This is a genomic window from Limnohabitans sp. Rim47 (genome assembly GCF_001517545.1).
GTDB lineage: Bacteria > Pseudomonadota > Gammaproteobacteria > Burkholderiales > Burkholderiaceae_C > Limnohabitans_A.
In genome coordinates this window covers 843,520-864,547 of record NZ_FBYA01000001.1, presented here as the reverse complement: position 1 = coordinate 864,547, position 21,028 = coordinate 843,520, and the positions used below count along the sequence as shown (strand labels likewise).

Genomic DNA, 21,028 nt, shown 5'->3' with positions numbered 1-21,028 from the left:
TCAATCGCAGTGTTGCGTGATGAAGGACTTGATCAGATCCACATCCGCCTTCATGATTTGAACGCGCTTGGGCAGGGACTCGATGCCTTCAAATTGGGCGGGCCTATCAGGTTGACGGCCCAAGGCCTCCACGATCGTCGATGCAAATTTGATGGGCAAAGCTGTCTCCAAAACGATCATGGGCACTTGTGGATTCAGGTGCTCTTTGGCCACCTTCACACCATCGGCGGTGTGCGTGTCGATCATCACGCCATAACTGGAAAACACTTGCTGAATCGTTTTCAGACGGTCGACATGGGTGCTGCGACCGCTGTCGAAACCGTACACCGTGGCCGCCTTGGTAAAGCGGGCATCGCCTGACAGATCGAAAAAACCCTCGCGACTGAGGCCTTCGCCAAAAATGGCTTTGGTTCTGTCGCCATCGCGCTCCAGCAAATCGAACACAAAGCGCTCGAAGTTACTGGCCTTAGAAATGTCCATGGAGGGACTGGAGGTTTCATGCGTGTCGGCAGTGCCGCGCACGCGGTAAATGCCTGTGCGAAAGAACTCGTCGAGCACATCGTTTTCGTTGGTGGCGACCACCAGACGGTCAATCGGCAAGCCCATCATGCGGGCCACATGGCCTGCGCAAACGTTGCCAAAATTACCGCTCGGCACCGTGAAGCTGACCTTCTGGTCGTTGTTTTGTGTGGCCTGAAAGTACCCTGCAAAGTAGTACACCACCTGGGCCAGCAAACGGGCCCAGTTGATCGAATTGACCGTGCCGATCTTGTAACGGCGTTTGAACGCCAGATCGTTAGACACGGCTTTGACAATGTCCTGGCAATCATCGAACACGCCGTCAATGGCGATGTTGAAAATGTTCTCGTCTAACAGACTGAACATTTGGGCTTGCTGAAAAGGACTCATGCGGCCATTCGGGCTGGTCATGAAAACCCGCACGCCTTTTTTGCCGCGCATCGCGTATTCGGCTGCACTGCCCGTGTCGCCTGATGTCGCCCCCAAAATGTTGAGTTCTTCGCCGCGCCGCGCCAACTCGTATTCAAACAAGTTGCCCAGCAGCTGCATGGCCATGTCCTTGAAGGCCAAGGTCGGGCCGTTGGACAGGGCTTCCAGATACAAATCCACTTGGACCTGGCCAGCGGCCTGCAAGGGTCTGAGTGGCACGATCTCTTTTGTGCCAAACACCTCTTGGGTGTAAGTCTTGCGGCACAGGGCCTGCAAGTCATCACGGGGAATGTCGTCAATGTAGAGCGACAAAACCTCGAAGGCCAAAGCCGCGTAGCCTTGGCTTGTCCAGACTTCGCGCAAACGCGTCAGTGCAGCCGCATCCAGCTTGGGATAGCTTTCTGGCAGGTACAAACCACCATCAGGAGCCAAGCCTTCGAGCAGGATTTCACAAAATTGTTTGCGGTCTGCATGACCGCGTGTCGACAGGTAACGCATCAGTTCAACTCTTCCTTGCGGATGCGCACAATCGGCGCCATCACGGTGGGCAACGCCTGCATTTCGGCCAAAACGGCATTTAGGGTGCCTTCACGCGTGTCGTGAGTCAGAATGATCACATCGGTCTGGTTTTCGCCTGCCTGGCTGACCTGATCGGCCTCGCGCTGCAAAACGGCATCAATGCTGATGTCGGCCTGGGCCAAAAGGCCAGTCAACTTGGCCAACACGCCGGCCTGGTCGGCCACGCGCAAACGCAGGTAATAGCTGGTCACCACCTCGGACATCGGCAACACCGACAAACTGCTCATGGCATTGGGCTGAAACGCCAAATGCGGCACACGGTTCAGCGGATCGGCAGTGTGCAATCGGGTGATGTCCACCAGATCGGCAATCACGGCGCTGGCTGTCGGCTCTGAGCCTGCGCCTTTGCCGTAATACAAAGTGGTGCCCACGGCATCGCCTTGCACCATCACGGCGTTCATGGCACCTTCGACATTGGCGATCAATCGCTGTGTAGGCACCAAGCTGGGGTGCACGCGCAACTCGACACCTTGCGCCGTGCGCTTGGTGATGCCGAGCAACTTGATGCGGTAACCCAGTTGCTCGGCGTACTTGATGTCTGCGGCGCCCAATTGGGTGATGCCTTCCACGTAAGCTTTGTCAAACTGCACCGGAATACCAAAGGCGATCGCGCTCATCAAGGTCACTTTGTGCGCAGCATCGACACCCTCAATGTCAAAGGTCGGGTCGGCTTCGGCATAACCCAGACGCTGGGCTTCCTTGAGCACCACACCAAAATCCAGGCCCTTGTCGCGCATCTCGGACAGGATGAAATTGGTGGTGCCGTTGATGATGCCCGCCACCCACTGGATGCTGTTAGCCGTCAAGCCTTCGCGCAGCGCCTTGATGATGGGAATGCCCCCAGCCACAGCGGCCTCAAAAGCCACCATCACGCCTTTCGCTTGCGCTGCTGCAAAAATCTCGGTGCCGTGCACGGCCAACAGGGCCTTATTGGCCGTGACCACATGTTTGCCTGCGGCAATGGCCTCAAGCACCAGCGCTTTGGCGATACCGTAACCGCCAATCAACTCGATGACGATGTCAATTTCAGGGTTTGCAATGATCTCGCGGCCATCGGCCACCACTTGAACGCCCTCGCCCACCAGCTCTTTGGCCCGCGCCACATTGAGGTCGGCCACCATGGTGATTTCGATACCTCGGCCAGCCCGTCGCTGAATTTCACCCTGGTTGCGCTTGAGCACGTTGAATGTGCCACTGCCCACAGTGCCCATGCCCAACAGGCCTACTTTGATCGGTTTCATTTTTCGACTTCTTTACTAAAGAAAGGTAAGCCCGAAAACTCGGGCATTGATTTTTTGAATTCAGGCCGCCAAGACGTCAGTGCCAAAACGTTGGCGAGCACCCTGCAAAAAGCGTGCAACGCGTGCGATGGCTTCGCGCAAATCGTCTTCGTGCGGCAAAAACACGATGCGGAAATGATCTGTATCAGGCCAATTGAAGCCCGTACCCTGGACCAGCATGACCTTCGTTTCTTCCAGCAGTTGCAAGAAAAAATCCTGGTCATCCTTGACCGGGTAAATCTGCGGATCGAGCTTGGGAAACATGTAAAGCGCCGCTTGTGGCTTCACGCAACTCACACCAGGGATGGCCGTGATCAGCTCATACGCCAGGTCGCGCTGCTTGCGCAAGCGGCCACCTTCGCCAACCAACTCATTGATGCTCTGATGCCCGCCCAGTGCCGTTTGAATGGCCCATTGGCCCGGCACATTGGCGCACAGGCGCATGTTAGAGAGCATGTTCAGTCCCTCGATGTAATCGCGGGCGTTCTTTTTATCGCCAGAGATCACCATCCAACCGGCCCTGTATCCGCAAGAACGGTAGCTTTTGGACAGCGAGTTGAAGGTCAAGGTCAGCACATCCTGTGACAGACTGGCCAAAGGCGTGTGCTTGACGCCGTCGTACAAAACTTTGTCATAAACCTCGTCAGCAAAAATCACCAAGCCGTGCTCGCGTGCAATGGCCACAATGCCCTTGAGCAACTCGTCCGAGTAAAGGGCACCCGTTGGGTTGTTCGGGTTGATCACCACGATGCCCTTGGTACGTTGCGTGATTTTGGCGCGGATATCCGCCAGATCCGGCATCCAGCCATTGGCCTCTTCGCAGCGGTAATGCACGGGGGTGCCGCCTGACAAACTGGCCGCCGCCGTCCACAGCGGGTAGTCAGGGGATGGCAAGAGCACTTCGTCGCCGTTGTCCAGCAAGCCGTTGGTGGCCATCACAATCAATTCGCTCGCACCGTTGCCCAGATAAATATCATCCAAGGTCACGCCCAAAATGCCCTGTTTTTGGGTCTCATGCATGACGGCTTTTCGGGCGGCAAAAATACCTTTGCTGTCAGAGTAACCGGCCGAGTTGGGCAAGTTGCGAATCATGTCTTGCTGAATTTCTTCAGGCGCATCGAAGCCGAAAACTGCCAAGTTTCCGATGTTCAATTTGATGATCTTTTGCCCGTCCTCTTCCATTTGACGAGCGCGGTCCATGATGGGACCTCGAATGTCATAACAAACGTTGGCGAGCTTGGCAGATTTTTGAATGGGCTTCAAAGTGCCTCCAAAGGCAGTTGCGAGAGGGGAAAACCTATAATTTGACCACATTTCACGGCCGTTTCGGCCCCACAACCCAGAGCCGAGCCCCTAATGTTGGACTGAATACGCCCAGCAGCCCAGATCACCCCATGAAATTACAACCCGACAAATCAAACAACCTCACCATCAATGCCTATGGCGAAGGATGGATTGAGGTCAATGGACAAAAATTCGATCACTCCCTGATCGTCAGCAGCCTGCCGGGCGCTGCGCCCAAGGCATGGGAAGTTCACCGTTTTGAAGCGCTCAAATCCGAAAATTTTGAAACATTGGCCTTGAGTGGCGCTGAGTTGGTGATATTCGGCAGCGGCCAACGCCTGCGCTTTCCGCAGCCAGCCTGGCTCAGACCCCTGATTGAGCGCGGTATTGGCGTAGAAACCATGGACACACCCGCAGCATGTCGCACCTACAACATTCTGGCCAGCGAAGGACGCAAAGTTGTGGTCACCTTGTTGCTGGAAACTTAAAGCATACGTTTGCCACTTAGCTTGTTTCCAAGGCGTCGGGCGATGGGGCCCCTCATTCAGAGTAAAATCAAAGGTTGCCAAGGCCCACGGCCTTTAGCTAACCTGACGCCAGTTGATGGCGGCAAGCGCTCAACCTGTCAAGCGAGATCAAAGTTTTATGGCGATCGTTCTTAACAAACCCCTCCCCGAATTTGAAGCGAACGCGACCAGCGGCCTGAAAGTTTCGAACATCTCCCACCTCGGCCAACCCGTGGTTTTGTTTTTTTATCCCAAAGACAACACCCCTGGCTGCACTACAGAAGCCATGCAGTTCCGGGACAAATACAAGGATTTCGTCAAAGCCGGCGCCTTGGTTCTGGGCGTTTCGCGTGACAACATGAAGTCTCACGACGACTTCAAAGCCAAACTGGAATTGCAGTTTGAGCTGATTGCCGACACAGAAGAAAAAATGTGCCACATGTTTGGTGTGGTCAAAAACAAAATCATGTACGGCAAAAAAGTCAAAGGCATTGAGCGCAGCACCTTTTTGGTTGGCGCTGATGGCACCCTCAAACAAGAGTGGCGTGGCCTGAAAGTTCCTGGCCACGTCGAAGAAGTGCTCAAGGCCGTTAAAGACCTGAAGAAAGCCGCTGCAGTGGCTTGATTCAAGCCCGAGGGTTTTGTCATTCGGCTCGTGCATAATGATTTCATGCTGCTGAACTTCAGCCCCCTCATCGCTCTCTTGAAAAGCCGCCTTGGCCTCCAGGCGGCTTTTTATTTTTCGGCGTTAGATTTTTTTCATTGATCAAGAGGCCTTCGCTCATGCCACTGCCACCTGCCCCCACCCAACGCGCCAGTCGCTTGACCCACACCGCTTTCGAAGCCCAAACCACTGAGGCAGACAACGCGCCAGTCATGGTGCAGGTCGAAACCAAGGCAACTGCGCCTGTAGCACCTGTATCTCGGGCGGCACCCGCGCAAACACCCGTTGCCATGGCGCCCAAACGGACAGCACGAAACCGCAAAACAGCCAATGCCGTTGCAGCGCCTCCCGTTGACACTGCGCCCGTTGCCACGAAGCCCAGCTTTGCGCCTGTGAGCCGCCCCAAACGCCGAACTGGGCCGAGCAAACTCTTTGTACTCGACACCAATGTGCTGATGCACGACCCCATGAGCCTCTTCCGCTTCGAGGAACACGACGTCTTCTTGCCGATGATCGTGCTCGAAGAGCTAGATGGCCATAAAAAAGGCATGACCGAAGTGGCACGCAATGCGCGCCAAGCCAGCCGTTCACTGGACGCGTTGGCCAGTGCACAAGGTGCCGATTTGGGCAAAGGCTCACCCTTGAGTGCAACGGGTCATACCGATGCCATGGGCCAATTGTTTTTCCAGACCCAAGCACTCGATCTGAGCCTGCCCTTGGCCCTGCCACAAGGCAAGGCAGACAATCAGATCCTGGGCGTTGTCAAAGCATTGGGCCAATTACAAGCCCCACGCGAAGTGGTGTTGGTGTCCAAGGACATCAACATGCGGGTCAAGGCGAGGGCTTTGGGCCTGCAGGCTGAGGACTACCAAAACGACAAAACACTGGAAGATGGCGATCTGCTGTACCCCGGATCACTGGCATTGCCAGCGGATTTCTGGCTCAAGAACGGCAAAACCGTGGAGAGCTGGCAGCAAGGCACGCACACGTTTTACCGCATCAGCGGCCCCATTGTGCCCAGCCTGTTCATGAACCAGTTTGTCTATTTCGAGGCACCCGGCGAACCCAGTTTGTATGCACGCGTGACCGAGATTCGAGGCAAAACAGCGGTATTGCGCACTTTGAGGGACTTCACCCATCAGAAAAATGCCATCTGGGGCGTCACCACCCGCAACCGCGAACAAAACTTTGCAATGAATCTGCTGACCGATCCGGACGTCGATTTTGTGACGCTGGCGGGCACTGCGGGCACAGGCAAAACCTTGATGGCCCTGGCTGCGGGCTTGACACAAGTGCTGGATGACCGCCGATACACCGAAATCATCATGACTCGCGCCACGGTGAGCGTGGGCGAAGACATCGGTTTTTTGCCGGGCACCGAAGAAGAGAAAATGGGCCCCTGGATGGGCGCTCTGGATGACAACCTGGAGTTTCTGGCCAAAGGCGATGGCGGTAATGCCGGTGAATGGGGTCGCGCCGCAACCAATGAATTGATCAAGAGCCGCATCAAGGTCAAGAGCATGAACTTCATGCGAGGACGGACCTTCATGAACAAGTACGTGATCATTGACGAGGCACAGAACTTAACGCCCAAGCAAATGAAAACGCTGATCACGCGCGCAGGCCCAGGCACCAAAATCATCTGCATGGGCAACTTGGCCCAAATCGACACGCCCTACCTGACGGAAGGCTCATCGGGTTTGACCTATGCAGTGGATCGCTTCAAGGGCTGGGCTCATGGCGGCCACATCACCCTGGCGCGTGGTGAGCGTTCGCGCTTGGCAGACTTTGCCAGCGAGGCGCTTTAAGCGCTCACTGGTAAAACCGGTCGGGTCTCAGTAATCGTCGCTCAGACCCGACGCCAGGCTTTCAAAACGTGTCAGGTTCTTCAGGAAGGTCAAACGGACCGTGCCTGTGGGACCGTTACGCTGTTTGCCAATGATGATTTCTGCCACGCCAGGATCTTTGGAATCCTTGTTGTAGTAGTCATCGCGGTAAATGAACATGATGATGTCGGCGTCTTGCTCGATCGCGCCGGACTCTCGCAAATCGCTCATCATGGGGCGCTTGTCGGTGCGTTGCTCCACACTTCGGTTCAACTGCGACAGTGCAATCACCGGGCACTGCAATTCTTTGGCCAGCATTTTGAGGCCACGTGAGATTTCACCCAACTCGGTCGCACGGTTGTCGCCACCCGAGCCGCCTGAACCGCTCATGAGCTGCAAATAGTCCACCACAATCAAACCCAACTTGCCGCACTGTCGCGCCAAACGGCGGGCATTGGCACGCAGCTCCGAAGGTGTGAGCCCCGGGGTTTCATCAATGTGCAGAGAAACCGTGCGCAGTTTTTCAATGGCTTCTGTCAAGCGAGGCCACTCGTCGTCACTGAGCTTGCCTGTGCGCAAATGCCCTTGGTCGATGCGACCGATCGAGCCGACCACGCGAACTGCCAATTGAGATGCGCCCATTTCCATGGAAAACACGGCCACCGGCAAACCCTCGTTCAAGGCCACGTGCTCAGCGATGTTGATCGCAAAGGCCGTCTTACCCATGGACGGACGTGCCGCCAAGACCACCATGTCGCCCGGCTGCAAACCGGATGTCATGCGGTCCAAATCGTAAAAACCTGTTGGCACACCCGTGATGTCATTGGGGTTGTCGGCCATTTCCTGTACGCGGTCAAGCAGTTCGACCACCAGCGTGTCCATCGACTGAAAACCCTGCTTCATGCGCGAGCCTTCTTCACCGATGTTGAAGATCTTTTGCTCTGCTTCGTCCAGGATGCGATCAATCGCTTTGCCCTGCGGGTTAAACGCGTTGGTAGCGATCTCGTCACTCGCCGTCACCAGCTTGCGCAAAATTGAACGTTCGCGAACGATCTCGGCATAACGTCGAATATTGCTGGCGCTGGGCACGTATTGAGCCAAGGAATTCAGATAAACCAAACCGCCCATTTCTGCGGTTTTGCCCTGGTTTTGCAGATGCTCACTGACAGTGATCACGTCAGCAGGTTTCGAGGCGTTGATCAATGCACCAATCGCGGCATAGATCAACTTGTGCTCATGACGGTAAAAATCCGAATCAACCAGCAAGTCACCCACCCGATCCCAAGCTGCGTTGTCCAGCAACAAACCACCCAAGACACTCGACTCGGCCTCGATGGAATGGGGTGGAACGCGCAACTTGGCAATTTGGCTGTCGGAAGACAGATCCGAGGGAAACTCGCTCAAATGGGGAGAGAAAACAGCAGACATTTAGAACCGGCAAATCAAAAGGCGATGTTAGCCCCCACCGCACTGGGCGTCACGGGATAACCCTGTGGATAAACAGGGGGTATCAAGTGATCAACACGGGACAAGTCGGCACCACAAACAAAGTGATGCACAAAAAAAAGCCCCACCGGATTCGGAAGGGCTTTTTTAAATTTTTGGGGTGGCTGATGGGGCTCGAACCCACGACAACAGGAATCACAATCCTGGACTCTACCAACTGAGCTACAGCCACCGTAGATCGATATTATAGCCTGAAGCTCAAGGCTTTTTAGCGGCTCAATCGCCCATCTTTTGAGGTTTTTCAGCGAACATTTCAACTTTGAACTGCGCCTTCAAGCTGGCCAAGTAGGCTTGCGATTCGGCCTGAGCCCACAAGCGTGTAAATTGCTCGCGGCTCTGCTCTGACTGCTGCGCATTGACTTCAGGCCGGGGCACGATTTTATTAACCCGAACAACGGCATAACCCTGCGCGCCCAGATCGACCCCCATCAACGCGGGCATTTTTGAGGGGTCAGCACGCAAAGCGGCATCCACAACAGCTTGAGGCAACGATTGAGCTTGATCCCGAGACACCGCCAAAGCACTGCCCAAGTTGGCCTGTGATGGATCGGTCTTCCAGGAGGCCAATCGGGATTGCCCCTCGGCTTTCGCCAACTCAGCCGCTTTGGCCTGGACCAAAAGCTGTCGAACGTCAGCTTTGACTTCTTCAAACGGACGCACAGCAGCCGGGCGATGCGTGACAACACGGGCAGACACCAAGGTGTTGGGGGCCACCTCAACGGCTGCGGTGTTGCGACGTTTGACCAGCGCATCTTCAGAAAAAACCGCTTGCAACAATTTAGGGTTATTCAACACACCCTGAGCACCCGAAGCAGGAGTCTGGGTCAGGCCTTGGGCTTTTTGAACCGTCAACTTCAAGCGCTCGGCCACAGGTGCCAAGCTGTCAGATTGCTCATAAACACTGTTGCTGAATACCTCGGCCAATTCGGCGAACTGGCGCTGGGCTTGTTGCTTGCGCAGATCGGCTTCTAGCTGGGGGCGCATGGACTCGAACGAAGGCGCTTGAGGCAATTTGATGTCGGTCAGTTGAATGATGTGGAAACCGAAATCCGACTCAACGATATCGCTGACATCGCCTTTTTGAAGCGCAAATGCGGCATCTTCGAAAGGTTTGACCATCGCACCGCGTGCAAAAAAGTCGAGATCACCGCCACGACTGGCAGAACCCGTGTCGTCCGAATTCTTGCGAGCGACATCCGCAAAAGTTTTGGGTGCCTTGCGCACAGCAGCCAACAGGCTTTCGGCCTTGGCGCGGGCTTTTTGCTTGTCTGCCGCTGGCAAGTCTTTCGCTGCGTTGATCAAAATATGGCTGGCTCGGCGCTGTTCTTGGCCACCCAAGCGCTGCAGATTTTGTTCGTAGTAGGTCTTCAGGTCTTGCTCAGGCAAATTGATCTTGGCTTGCAATGCAGCCACATCCAAGACCAAAAATTCAACATCCACATTTTCAACCGTGCGGAAAAGCTCTGATTTGTCCTGGTAATAACGCTGCAGGTCTGCTTCGACCACTTCAACCTTGGCCGCAAAGTCAGAAGGTGCCCAGCGCTTGAGTTGAATTTCGCGGCGCTGCAAATACGCATCTAAGGCCATGTCGGTTTGACGCTGCGTGGCAAACACTGAGGCTTGCAAACCCGCAAGAACTTGTTGATTAGACAGATCGCGACGGACACGAGCTTCGAGCATTTCGGGCGTCATACCCTGGCTCGCCGCCAGTTGACGGTAACGTTCCATGTCCAGTTTGCCGTCTGCGCCACGCAGACCAGCAATGGACGGATCTTGTTGCAGGTAGCGAGACAAGCGCTGGTCACTGGTGACCAGGAGTTGTTTTTCAGATGCGCGAGCGATCAAGCGCTCATTGACCATTTTGTCCAAAGTGGCGTAGCGGGCTTGCGCCGAGTCGAGCAGTTTGGGATCCAAGTTAGGGACAGAAGCACGGATGCGATCCACTTCAGCCTGATGGGCAGCATCCCACTCGGACTGGGTGATTTTTTGACCATCCACCTTGGCCACCACAGCACCTTTGTCTTCAAACTTTCTGTAACCCTCGACGCCAAACAACACAAAGGAAGGAATCACCAGCAGAAACAACAACCCCATCAAGATTTTGGAGTTGTTGCGAATGGAATCAAACATGTTTGAAGTCTCGTGTTGTCAAGAAAAAAGGCGAACACTGGGTTCGCCTTTACTTTATGGGGTGGTGGGCGCTGACGGTCTCGAACCGCCGACCTACTCCGTGTAAAGGAGCCGCTCTACCAACTGAGCTAAGCGCCCCACCTGAAAAGTATTGTCAGTTCAAAGCATCCTTCAAGGCCTTGCCTGGACGGAATTTTGGAACTTTGGCTGACTTGATTTTAATCGCTGCACCCGTGCGTGGATTGCGACCAACTCGGGCTGCACGTTTTGCCACGTCAAATGTGCCGAATCCGACCAAAGACACCGTACCGCCTTTTTTCAAGGTAGCACGCACGGCGCCCATGGTGGCTTCCAATGCGCGACCGGCCGCAGCTTTGGACAAGTCTGCTTGTTTTGCAATGTGTTCGATCAGTTCTGTTTTGTTCACAAGAAACCTCTTGAGGTGACAAACCGGCACAACCGGCAGTGGACTAGAAATGGGGTTCACAGTGAGACTGTGGGGCTTGAATTCTAGCCTTGAAAACACCCATTCAGCGAAGCACACGACAGTTTTTGATCAGGCGACAAGCGCCACCTGCAGTCATTTACGCCCCTTTAAAGTGCTTCGACGATGGCGCGACCCACGTCAGCGGTTTTTGCAGTGCCGCCCAAATCGGGGGTTCGTGGTGCATCCTTGCCTGCGGCCAGTACCTTTTCGATGGCCCCCAACACCGCATCGTGTGCGTCTTTGTGGCCCAAAAATTCCAGCATCATGGCGCCACACCAAATCTGGCCGATGGGGTTGGCAATACCTTGGCCCGCGATGTCCGGCGCTGAACCATGCACAGGCTCGAACAGCGATGGAAACTTGCGGTCGGGGTTCAGGTTGGCGCTGGGGGCAATGCCAATGGTGCCCGTGCATGCAGGACCTAAATCACTGAGGATGTCGCCAAACAAATTGCTGGCCACCACCACGTCAAAAAAGTCGGGGCGTTGCACAAAATGTGCGGTCAAAATGTCGATGTGGAACTTGTCGACGCTGATGCCGGGATAGGCCTTGGCCATCTCGGCCACGCGCTCGTCCCAATAGGGCATGGTGATCGCAATGCCATTGGATTTGGTGGCGCTGGTCAGGTGTTTTTTTGGGCGGCTCTGGGCCAATTCAAAGGCAAACTTCAAGACACGGTCCACCCCGATGCGGGTCATGATGGACTCTTGCATCACGATTTCGCGCTCGGTGCCAGGGAACATGCGGCCGCCTACGCTGGAATATTCGCCTTCGGTGTTTTCGCGCACGATGTACATGTCGATCTCACCAGGCTGGCGAGCACTGCCATCGCGCCGAACCACGGGTGCGATGATGCCGGGCATCAACCGGGCCGGGCGCAGATTAATGTACTGGTCAAACTCACGTCGGAACAACAGCAGCGAGCCCCACAAAGAGACATGGTCGGCAATTTTGTCAGGCCAACCCACTGCGCCAAAGTAAAGCGCGTCGTGACCACCGATCTGGTCTTTCCAGTTGTCGGGCAGCATCTGACCATGCTTTTCGCAGTAATCCCAGCTGGAAAAGTCAAAGTGGTCGAAGCGCAGATCAATGCCAAATTTGCGTGCCGCAGCGTCCATGACGCGCAAGCCTTCAGGCATGACTTCCTTGCCAATGCCATCTCCTGGAATCACGGCAATGCGATGTTGGGTCATGGGAAAAACTTTCTGGTTCAAAGAATAAAAAAGGGGATCGAAGGGGCAGCGCCCTCAAGCCGAATCAGCTTAGCCAAAAAGCCCAACAAGGGCTTTCACCTACGTGACGGCCTGACCACCAAGCTCACACCCATTGCTGTGAGGGCTGTGCCTGCCAAGGTAGCCGCTGTGATGGTCTCGCCAAACAGCAGCCAGGCGATGATGGCCGTGGTGGGGGGCACCAGGTACATCAGGCTGGTGACGGACGCTGCCGCACCGCGCTGAATCAAGATGTAAAGCAAAGAGCTGCCGCCCAGCGTCAAGCCCAGCACCGACCAAGCCATTGCCCCGGCCAACTCGGCGTTCCAGTGCATGCTTTCGGGCTCCATCATGGCCAGCGGCAAGGTGACGACCAACGCGGCCACCAACTGAACGGTATTGGCCGACCGCACATCACAAGGCTGCACAAAGCGCTTTTGATAAAGGGTGCCGATGGTGATGCTCAGCAACGCGGCGATGGCAAAGGCCATGTTGAGTGTGGTTACGTGATCCATGGGGGAGCCCAGAGTCAGCTTGCGCCAAACCACCATGAGCAAACCCGCAAAGCCGAGCAACAGCCCCAACCACTGGCGGCGTGACACGCCCGGCTGATCTGAGCCGCGCAGGCTGTAGGACAACCAAATGGCAGTGAGGACTGGCTGAAAGCCCACGATCAGAGACGACAAACCCGAACCCATGCCCGCCTTGACCGCAGCCCAAACGCCTCCCAAGTAGCCTGCGTGCATCAGAATGCCCGTGACCGCCAAGTGCAACAACTGGATTCGGCTTTGTGGCCACTTGACGCGGGCCAACAAAATCCAGGTCAAAAAACACAGAATAGATAGCAGGTAACGCACCAGCAAAAAGCTGAACGGCGGTGCATGCGGCATGCCGTAACGGGCAACGATGAAGCCGGTGCTCCAGATCAGCACGAACACGACCGGCATGGCCTTGATCCAGGCCGTTGTCTCTTGGGAATCTGTCATTTCACCCGTGCCCGGATTTCAGGCAGGGCCTTTTGCATGTAATAAACCATGGACCAGATGGTCAGCACGGCGGCGATCAAGATCAACACCGCCCCCCAGATGCGGGTGTCGATCACGCCAAACAGCATGCCATCGAAGAGCAAAAACGGAATCGCCACCATTTGCACCGTGGTCTTGAGCTTGCCCACCATGTGGACGGCCACACTCTTGCCCGCGCCAATCTGGGCCATCCACTCGCGCAAAGAAGAAATGGCGATTTCGCGGCCAATGATGACCAAGGCAATCAGCACATGCACCCGATCCAACTGCACCAACATCAACAAAGCGGCACACACCAAAAACTTGTCAGCCACCGGGTCCAGAAAGGCACCAAAAGCAGAGGTTTGATTGAGTTTGCGAGCCAAAAAGCCATCGAGCCAATCGGTGATGGCGAACAGCACAAACATGATCGTGGCGATCGTGTTTTGGGTTTCCACGGTCAGGCTTTGCAGGTAATACACGCCAATGATCAAAGGGATCGCGACAATGCGCGTCCAGGTCATGATGGTGGGGATCGTGAAAAACATGACCTTCATTGTGGCACGCCAAACGGGGTTTTGATGGGCTAAATGGCCAAGAACTCAATGCAAGGCGTTGTAAATGCTCTCGGCCAAATCGCGTGAAATCCCCTCCACACCCACCAAGTCCTCCACGCTGGCACTTTCCACGCCACGCACGCCCCCAAAGCGCTGGAGCAATTTGGCACGTTTGCGCGGGCCAATGCCGGGGATCTCTTCAATCTTGCTGCCCCCCATGCGCACCTTGGCCCGCTGCGCTCGCATGCCGGTGATGGCAAAGCGGTGCGCCTCATCGCGAATTTGGGCCACAAGCATCAAGGCCGCCGAGTCCTTGCCCAGATAAACCTTGTCGCGGCCATCGGCAAACACCAACTCTTCCAAACCCACTTTGCGGCCTTCGCCTTTTTCGACGCCCACAATGCGCGAAAGGTCCAGTCCCAAATCCGTGAACACCTCACGCGCCATGCTCACTTGGCCTTTGCCGCCGTCGATCAGCACCAGATCGGGCAAGCGGGCGGTGCCTTCGGCACTGCGCAATGCCTCAGCCAACTTGCCGTAGCGCCGCATCAGCACTTGGCGCATGGCGGCGTAATCGTCCCCGGGCGTGATGCCCTCGATGTTGTAGCGGCGGTATTCGCTGCTTTGCATCTTGTGTTGGCGAAACACCACGCAAGAAGCCTGGGTGTTTTCGCCCGCCGTGTGCGAGATGTCGAAACACTCGATGTGCAATGCATCCAGATCGTCCGGGGCCAAATCGAGGGCATCGGCCAACGCACGGGTGCGGGCTTGCTGTGAACCTTCTTCGGCCAACAACCGCGCCAGCTGGATGTCGGCGTTTTTCTCGCTCATCGACAGCCACACCCGGCGCTGCTCACGCGGGTTGTGCACGGCGGCAATCTTGTACCCCGCTTGCTGCGACAAGGCGGCCACCAGGGCCCTGTCCACCGCCACGCTGGTGATCAAGGCTGCAGGCACCGGAATGCCGATGTAATGCTGGGCCATGAAGGCTTCAAGCACCTGAACGTCGACCGGCACCTGCGGCTGGCCATCGTCTTCGACCGATTGCAAGGCATGCGCATCTTCGACATGCGCCGGAAAATAGGCCCGGTCACCCAAATGCCGTCCACCGCGCACCATGGCCAGGTTCACACAGGCACGGCCTCCCTGCACCCGCACCGCCAAAATGTCCACATCGGTGTCGGTGCCCGTGTCCACCGACTGCTGGTGCAACACCCGCGACAGCGCCGTCATCTGGTTGCGCACCTCGGCAGCCAGCTCAAACTCCAGCCGTTCGGCGTGCGCCATCATTCGCGCTTCCATCTCTTGCAACAACGCCTGGGTCTCGCCCTTCAAAAAGCGCTCAGCGTGCTGCACGTCGTCGGCATAGGCCTGCGGGCTGATCAAGTTGACGCACGGGCCTGAACAACGCTTGATCTGGTACAGCAAGCAAGGCCGGGTGCGGTTGGCAAACACCGTGTCTTCGCAGGTGCGCAGGCGAAACACTTTTTGCAGCAGCTGAATCGACTCTTTCACCGCCCAAGCACTGGGAAAAGGGCCAAAGTAGCGGTGCTTTTTCTCGACCGCTCCCCGGTAATACGCCACACGGGGAAAGGTCTGCGGCTCAGGGCCTTCGTCTAACGCCTTCAAAAACAGCGTGCCATTGCCCGTGAGCTTGAGGTAGGGATAGGTTTTGTCGTCCCGAAACAAGATATTGAAGCGGGGGCTCAGCGTCTTGATCAGGTTGTTTTCGAGCAGCAGCGCCTCGGCTTCGGAGCGCACCACCGTGGTCTCCATGCGGGCAATTTTGCTGACCATGTGACCAATGCGCGTGCCGCCATGGTCTTTATGAAAATAGCTCGACACCCGCTTTTTAAGCTGCTTGGCCTTGCCGACATACAGCACATTGCCCTGTGCATCAAAGTAGCGGTAAACCCCCGGCAAAGCCGGAAGCGCAGCCACTTGGGCAAGCAGGGATTCGTCGTGTTCAGCGATCATGGCGCGTATTGTGGCGGCAAACAGATGCCCACATTCGAACCCGCTGCTTGTGAGGAAGCCCCTCAAACGAATCCCCGAAATTTTGTAGGAGCCCTCTGCTCGCAAATGTCCAAGGCTTTTCAGCCCAGCGACAATCGACCCATGTTCAAGCCAATGCCAAACAAGCCACTCTGGGACCTCTTTTGCACCGTCATCGACAACCACGGCGACCTGGGCGTGTGCTGGCGGCTGGCCCGTCAACTGGCCGATGCCGGGCAATCGGTGCGCCTGTGGGTGGACGATGCCTCAGCTTTGTCTTGGATGGCCCCCGACAATTGGCAAACCCAATGGCCCAACATCCTAGTGCTGCCTTGGGCAGACGCCAGCGATCGGGCCTTGTTGCCCAGCTTGCCGCCTGCCGATGTCTGGGTCGAAGCCTTTGGCTGCACCGTGCCCGAAGCCTTTGTGGCCCACGCCGCGGCCACGCGCTCCAAGCAACCCGTTTGGATCAACCTCGAATACCTGAGCGCCGAAAGCTGGGTGCCCCGCATGCACCGCCTGCCCTCGCCCGTGATGAGCGGCCCGGCCAAGGGCTGGAGCAAGACTTTTTTTTACCCCGGCTTCACACCCGATACTGGTGGCTTGCTGCTTGAGGCCGACTTGCTGGCCCGGCAACAACGCTTTGACCGCGCTGCCTGGCGTGAACAACACGCCCACAATCTGGCTTATGGCGGCCTGCTGGTCAGTCTGTTCTGCTACGAACCCGCCGCCCTGCCCCAGCTGCTGAGCCAACTGGTGGGCACACCGCACCACCTGCTGGTCACCCCTGGCCGACCGCTGGCCGCCGTGCAAAAGGCGATGGCCCACATGACTGCTCAGCCGAGCTGGAGCGCCCTGCCCTACAACGACCAAGACGGCTTTGACGACATGCTCTGGGCCTGCGACTTGAATTTTGTGCGCGGCGAAGACTCGCTAGTGCGCGCCCTATGGGCAGGCCAGCCGTTCATCTGGCACATCTACCCACAAGACGACAACGCCCACCACGCCAAGCTGGAGGCGTTTTTGGACTGGCTGCAGGCCCCTGAAAGCCTGCGACTGGCACATCGGGCTTGGAACGGTGTCAATGAGGGCGAATGGACCATCCCCCATGCTGGCCTGCTGGCGGAGTGGACCGCTTGCGTTCAAGCTGCACGGCAACAGCTGTCCAGTCAGGCCGATTTGGTGAGCCAATTGATCGCGCACACCGGTCATTGCCTTGACCCCTTCGCACAACGGTGCATTCAGGCACTCACCGATAATCCCGCCCCATGACCCTGATCAACACCCTCTTCCCCCTCGGCTGGCAGCACTATCTGCTGGGCGGCCTGACGATTGGCGCTGGCGTGGCGCTGCTTTATTTGTTCAACGGCTGGGTGGGCGGCATGAGCACCGTCTTTTCTAGCAGCTGGTCCTTCGTGTTGAAACGTGACTTTTTTCGGCAAGACCGGTTTATCAGTTCACGCCACTGGCGGTTGGTCTATGCACTGGGCGTGGTGCTGGGGGCCTTGGTCTGGCGCTTTGCGCTGGCGGGCGGTGAAGCGCAGCACACCAGCGTGCCCGCGTGGCAGCTGTTGGTGGGCGGCTTTTTGGTCGGTTATGGTGCCCGTCTGGGCAACGGCTGCACCTCGGGCCACGGCATTTGTGGGCTGGGCTCATTGCAATGGCCTTCCCTGGGCGCGGTGCTGACTTTCATGTCCACCGCCTTTTTGACCGCCAACCTGATGGCCATCACCACGAAAGGCCTGGCATGAACACGCAGAATTTGAACCCGCACGCCCTCACCCTGCCCAAAGCGCTGGTCACTTTGCTCGCCGGGGCCTTGTTTGGTTTTGGCCTTTCGTTGGCCACCATGGTTCAGCCCGAAGTGGTCTTGGGTTTCTTGCGCTTTCAAGACTGGGGACTCATGTTGGTGATGGGTGGCGCAGCGGGCTTGGCGCTGCTGGCCTACAAAGGTTTTTCGCGCTGGTTTGCTCGTCCTTTGCTGGGCGGTCAGTTCCTGACCCAGCCTGCCAACTGGAACCGCCAGACCGTCATCGGTTCGGCCATTTTCGGCATCGGCTGGGGGCTGTCTGGCGTTTGCCCCGGCCCGGCCATTGCGGCTTTGGGCACGGGCAACACCGACATTTTGTGGGCATTGGCTGGCATTGTGCTGGGCGGTCTGGCGCATGGCCTGACAGCGCGGGATTGATCGCCACCCACCTTGCCCGCCAAAAAACCGAGCTCCAGAGGTTAGAATAATGGGCTTGGCTTAAGGCCATCCCTCTTCATTCCAGATTCAAATCCTATGAAAACCGCTCAAGAAATCCGCGTCGGCAACGTCATCATGCACGGCAAAGACCCCATGGTCGTCCTGCGCACCGAATACCAACGCGGCGGTCGTGGCTCGTCCACCGTGCGCATGAAGCTCAAAAGCCTGATTGCCAACTTCGGCACCGAAGTCGTGTTTCGCGCCGACGACAAAATGGACCAAGTCATTCTGGACAAGAAAGAGTGCACCTACTCTTACTTTGCTGACCCGATGTATGTCTGCATGGACACCGAGTTCAACCAATACGAAGTCGAAGCCACCAACATGGGCGACGCCCTGAACTACCTCGAAGACGGCATGGAACTCGAAGTGGTGTTCTACAACGAGAAAGCCATCTCGGTCGAATTGCCCACCAGCGTGGTGCGCGAGATCACCTGGACCGAGCCCGCTGTCAAAGGCGACACCTCCGGCAAAGTGCTCAAGCCCGCCAAGATCGCTACCGGTCTTGAAGTGCCTGTGCCTTTGTTTGTGGCCCAAGGCGACAAGATCGAAATCGACACACGCACTGGCGAATACCGCAAGCGCGTCTGATCGAAGACGACCCACGAAGAAAGCCCCGCAAGGGGCTTTTTTCATGGGCTCTTGCCAAAACAAACCCTCACCATCGCTCTAATGCAAAAACACCGTGCACAAACAACTGCAAAGGCACAATGGCTGAATGCAATCGATTCAAGACCTCAAAGCGCCCTCTTTGCCCCACGCCTGGGCTGAAACACAAACCGAGTTCCACGATGCCGGTTTGCTGGAGCCGCAAGCCAGCCGACTGGCCTTTGCCGACCCCGAATTTTTGCTGCGCCGCGAGACCCGGGGCATCCGATTCCAGCTGGAAATGCTCAAACCCGATTTGGCCCAGACCGAGGCGGGGATAGAACACACGGTGGTGGTCTTCGGCAGCGCCCGCTTCCCGGACATGGCCACGGCCCTGGCCAAACTGCATTCGGCGAGACAAAGCGACCAGCTGCAAGAGATCGCGCAAGCTGAAACCGGCGTGCGCAACGCACAACATTACGAAAACGCCAGAATCTTTGCCCACTTGGTGGCGCAGTCTTGTTCTTGTTTGCCCGATGACGAAAAACTCTACATTTGCACAGGCGGCGGACCCGGCATCATGGAAGCGGCCAATCGGGGCGCCAAAGAAGCAGGTGCGTCCTCAGTCGCACTCAACATTGCCCTGCCCCACGAGCAACACCCCAACCCTTACGTCACACCAGAGTTGAGCTTCAAGTTTCATTACTTTGCGCTGCGCAAAATGCATTTCATGATGCGCGCCAAAGCCTTGGTGGCCTTTCCGGGTGGATTTGGCACGCTGGATGAGCTGTTTGAAGTGATGACCTTGGTGCAAACGCGCAAAGCCCGGCCAGTGCCGATCTTGCTGTTTGGCAGCGATTACTGGAAACGCCTGATCAACATGGATTTGCTGGTGGAAGAAGGCACTATTTCACAAGAAGACCTGAAGCTGTTCAACTATGTGGACACGCCCAAGGCTGCTTGGCAGGTGATTTGTGACTTCTACCAGTTGGCTGTGACGGGCCTATAAGCCGCAGTCCGGACAAAAAGGACACGAGTGATCAGTGGCGCTGGCCGGGACGAAGCCGCCAAGCGGCACGAGATCCCAAACCCACGACACTGCCCACCACCCAGAACACCGGGGCCACACCCGCCACAGCGCCTGCTGCGCCGAACAGCATGGGCATGAGCACGCTGGACGCGTTGATGCTCATCAAGCGCAAACCCAGCGCTTCGCCTTGGCGGTGCTGTGGCGTGATCTGGTGCAAGGTGCTCATGATCATGGGCTGCACCGTGCCCAACACCAAGCCCAACAGCACCGAGCACAGGCCCATGCTCCAAGGTGTGGGCATGAAAGGGTAAAGACCAAACAACAGGGCCGTGCACACCATGGCACCCGTAATGATCTGGTGCTCTTGCACATGGCGCGAGATCCAGGGCAAACACACCCGGATGAACGCCGCAGCGATGGCGAAAGCGCCGAGGATGGTGCCCACCACCGAGGCACTGAAGCCCCGCTCGTGGCCCAACACAGGGACCACAAAGGTGTGCACGTCCCAGCAAGAAGACAGCAGCCAGTTGACGCCCAGCAAGCGCCGCATCATGGGTTCGGCCAGCAGGTCCATGGCACGGCGCGGCGCGGCATGGTCAATCAACTTGGGCGTGTGAAGTTCAGGCACCTTGCGCACCCAAAACCACGTACTCAAAGGCAGCAGCGCCATCAACAAGAAGGCCCAACGAAAGCCAGTGACATGGGCGGGCTCTGGCCCGGCGTAGTCGATCAACAAGCCCGCCAGCACCGGCCCCAGAAAGTTGGAAATGGCCGGGCCAATCGACAACCAGCTGAACGCCGCCTTGAGTTCTGCCGGGTCTTTGGCCATGCGCCCAACGTGGCGTTGCAGTGAAATGACGGCCATGCCCGTGGCACCGCCAGTGGCCAGCGCGCTCAGGCACATGACCGGAAAAATCGGCCACATGACCGATAACCCGGCCCCTACAGACGACATGACCACGCTGATCAGCAAGGGTTTTTTGAGGCCCTTGCGATCCGCATAACGCCCTGCAGGCAAAGCCAGAAACACCTGAGTCAGGGCAAACAAAGCCAATAAGGCGCCCACCGCCATGGCGCTGAAACCCTGTTTAAGGGCCAGCAAGGGGATTGCCATGCGCATGCCCGCCATGCACGCGTGCAAGAAAACCTGTCCTGCAATAAGCCGAGGCAAGGGGTGCTTCATGC

General features: G+C 56.9%; 19 protein-coding genes and 2 tRNA genes. 8 read left to right on the top strand and 13 right to left on the bottom strand.

What is annotated here, in order from left to right; translation table 11 throughout:
- Genes thrC through BN3544_RS03960 form a run of 3 tightly spaced genes read right to left on the bottom strand, consistent with a single transcriptional unit; the run spans window position 1 to window position 4,070 of the window.
- A complete protein-coding gene (gene thrC, locus BN3544_RS03970; protein ID WP_019428881.1) occupies window positions 1-1,446 on the bottom strand; it encodes a threonine synthase in 1,446 nt (481 codons plus the stop codon).
- The gene (locus BN3544_RS03965; protein WP_019428880.1) at window positions 1,446-2,768 is read right to left on the bottom strand and encodes a homoserine dehydrogenase; all 1,323 of its coding nucleotides are present in this window, start codon (window positions 2,766-2,768) and stop codon (window positions 1,446-1,448) included. Before BN3544_RS03965 ends, thrC begins: the two co-directional genes overlap by 1 nt.
- Window positions 2,769-2,828: 60 nt before the next feature.
- Window positions 2,829-4,070: a pyridoxal phosphate-dependent aminotransferase gene (locus BN3544_RS03960; RefSeq protein WP_019428879.1), complete on the bottom strand. Its 1,242-nt coding sequence runs from the start codon at window positions 4,068-4,070 to the stop codon at window positions 2,829-2,831.
- Between the two features lie 131 nt (window positions 4,071-4,201).
- Here BN3544_RS03960 and BN3544_RS03955 point away from each other — a divergent pair, with 131 nt between their 5' ends.
- From BN3544_RS03955 to BN3544_RS03945, 3 genes are all read left to right on the top strand, one after another.
- Entirely contained in the window at window positions 4,202-4,579 is a 378-nt protein-coding gene (locus tag BN3544_RS03955; RefSeq protein WP_019428878.1) for an Mth938-like domain-containing protein, read from the top strand.
- A 157-nt stretch (window positions 4,580-4,736) separates the two neighbouring features.
- Entirely contained in the window at window positions 4,737-5,222 is a 486-nt protein-coding gene (locus BN3544_RS03950) for a peroxiredoxin (protein ID WP_026036456.1), read from the top strand.
- Window positions 5,223-5,380: 158 nt separating this feature from the next.
- Window positions 5,381-7,069 carry a PhoH family protein gene (locus BN3544_RS03945; protein ID WP_019428875.1) on the top strand — a complete coding sequence of 563 codons (1,689 nt, stop codon included), beginning with the start codon at window positions 5,381-5,383 and terminating at the stop codon, window positions 7,067-7,069.
- 27 nt (window positions 7,070-7,096) lie between these two features.
- On the opposite strand, the gene dnaB is transcribed toward BN3544_RS03945, so the two are convergent.
- From dnaB to uvrC, 9 genes are all read right to left on the bottom strand, one after another.
- Complete coding sequence (dnaB, locus tag BN3544_RS03940; RefSeq protein ID WP_019428874.1) at window positions 7,097-8,515, bottom strand: replicative DNA helicase; 1,419 nt, start codon at window positions 8,513-8,515, stop codon at window positions 7,097-7,099.
- Window positions 8,516-8,689: 174 nt separating this feature from the next.
- A tRNA-His gene (locus tag BN3544_RS03935) sits at window positions 8,690-8,765 on the bottom strand.
- Window positions 8,766-8,809: 44 nt separating this feature from the next.
- Window positions 8,810-10,723 carry a SurA N-terminal domain-containing protein gene (locus tag BN3544_RS03930; protein ID WP_019428873.1) on the bottom strand — a complete coding sequence of 638 codons (1,914 nt, stop codon included), beginning with the start codon at window positions 10,721-10,723 and terminating at the stop codon, window positions 8,810-8,812.
- A gap of 62 nt (window positions 10,724-10,785) precedes the next feature.
- Window positions 10,786-10,861, bottom strand: a tRNA-Val gene (locus tag BN3544_RS03925).
- Window positions 10,862-10,877: 16 nt separating this feature from the next.
- Window positions 10,878-11,150 (bottom strand): HU family DNA-binding protein, encoded by a 273-nt coding sequence (locus BN3544_RS03920; protein WP_019428872.1) that lies wholly within the window; start codon window positions 11,148-11,150, stop codon window positions 10,878-10,880.
- Between the two features lie 167 nt (window positions 11,151-11,317).
- The gene (locus BN3544_RS03915; protein ID WP_019428871.1) at window positions 11,318-12,403 is read right to left on the bottom strand and encodes a tartrate dehydrogenase; all 1,086 of its coding nucleotides are present in this window, start codon (window positions 12,401-12,403) and stop codon (window positions 11,318-11,320) included.
- Window positions 12,404-12,498: 95 nt separating this feature from the next.
- Entirely contained in the window at window positions 12,499-13,407 is a 909-nt protein-coding gene (locus BN3544_RS03910; RefSeq protein WP_019428870.1) for a DMT family transporter, read from the bottom strand.
- The gene (pgsA, locus tag BN3544_RS03905; RefSeq protein WP_026036455.1) at window positions 13,404-13,973 is read right to left on the bottom strand and encodes a CDP-diacylglycerol--glycerol-3-phosphate 3-phosphatidyltransferase; all 570 of its coding nucleotides are present in this window, start codon (window positions 13,971-13,973) and stop codon (window positions 13,404-13,406) included. Before pgsA ends, BN3544_RS03910 begins: the two co-directional genes overlap by 4 nt.
- Window positions 13,974-14,027: 54 nt before the next feature.
- Window positions 14,028-15,959, bottom strand: coding sequence for an excinuclease ABC subunit UvrC (gene uvrC / locus BN3544_RS03900; protein WP_019428868.1), 1,932 nt, complete (start codon window positions 15,957-15,959; stop codon window positions 14,028-14,030).
- A 141-nt stretch (window positions 15,960-16,100) separates the two neighbouring features.
- On the opposite strand from uvrC, the gene earP reads away from it, so the two are divergent.
- From earP to BN3544_RS03875, 5 genes are all read left to right on the top strand, one after another.
- Window positions 16,101-17,249: an elongation factor P maturation arginine rhamnosyltransferase EarP gene (gene earP, locus BN3544_RS03895; protein WP_155820330.1), complete on the top strand. Its 1,149-nt coding sequence runs from the start codon at window positions 16,101-16,103 to the stop codon at window positions 17,247-17,249.
- The gene (locus BN3544_RS03890) at window positions 17,246-17,728 is read left to right on the top strand and encodes a YeeE/YedE family protein (RefSeq protein ID WP_019428866.1); all 483 of its coding nucleotides are present in this window, start codon (window positions 17,246-17,248) and stop codon (window positions 17,726-17,728) included. Before earP ends, BN3544_RS03890 begins: the two co-directional genes overlap by 4 nt.
- Window positions 17,725-18,165 carry a DUF6691 family protein gene (locus tag BN3544_RS03885; protein WP_019428865.1) on the top strand — a complete coding sequence of 147 codons (441 nt, stop codon included), beginning with the start codon at window positions 17,725-17,727 and terminating at the stop codon, window positions 18,163-18,165. The genes BN3544_RS03890 and BN3544_RS03885 overlap by 4 nt, the downstream gene beginning before the upstream one ends.
- 96 nt (window positions 18,166-18,261) lie before the next feature.
- Window positions 18,262-18,816 carry an elongation factor P gene (efp, locus tag BN3544_RS03880; protein ID WP_019428864.1) on the top strand — a complete coding sequence of 185 codons (555 nt, stop codon included), beginning with the start codon at window positions 18,262-18,264 and terminating at the stop codon, window positions 18,814-18,816.
- Window positions 18,817-18,943: 127 nt separating this feature from the next.
- Window positions 18,944-19,822, top strand: a complete 879-nt coding sequence (locus tag BN3544_RS03875; protein WP_019428863.1) for an LOG family protein — start codon at window positions 18,944-18,946, stop codon at window positions 19,820-19,822.
- A 31-nt stretch (window positions 19,823-19,853) separates the two neighbouring features.
- Here the strand turns inward: BN3544_RS03875 and BN3544_RS03870 are convergent, their stop codons facing one another.
- A complete protein-coding gene (locus BN3544_RS03870; RefSeq protein ID WP_026036454.1) occupies window positions 19,854-21,026 on the bottom strand; it encodes an MFS transporter in 1,173 nt (390 codons plus the stop codon).
- Window positions 21,027-21,028: the final 2 nt, after the last annotated feature.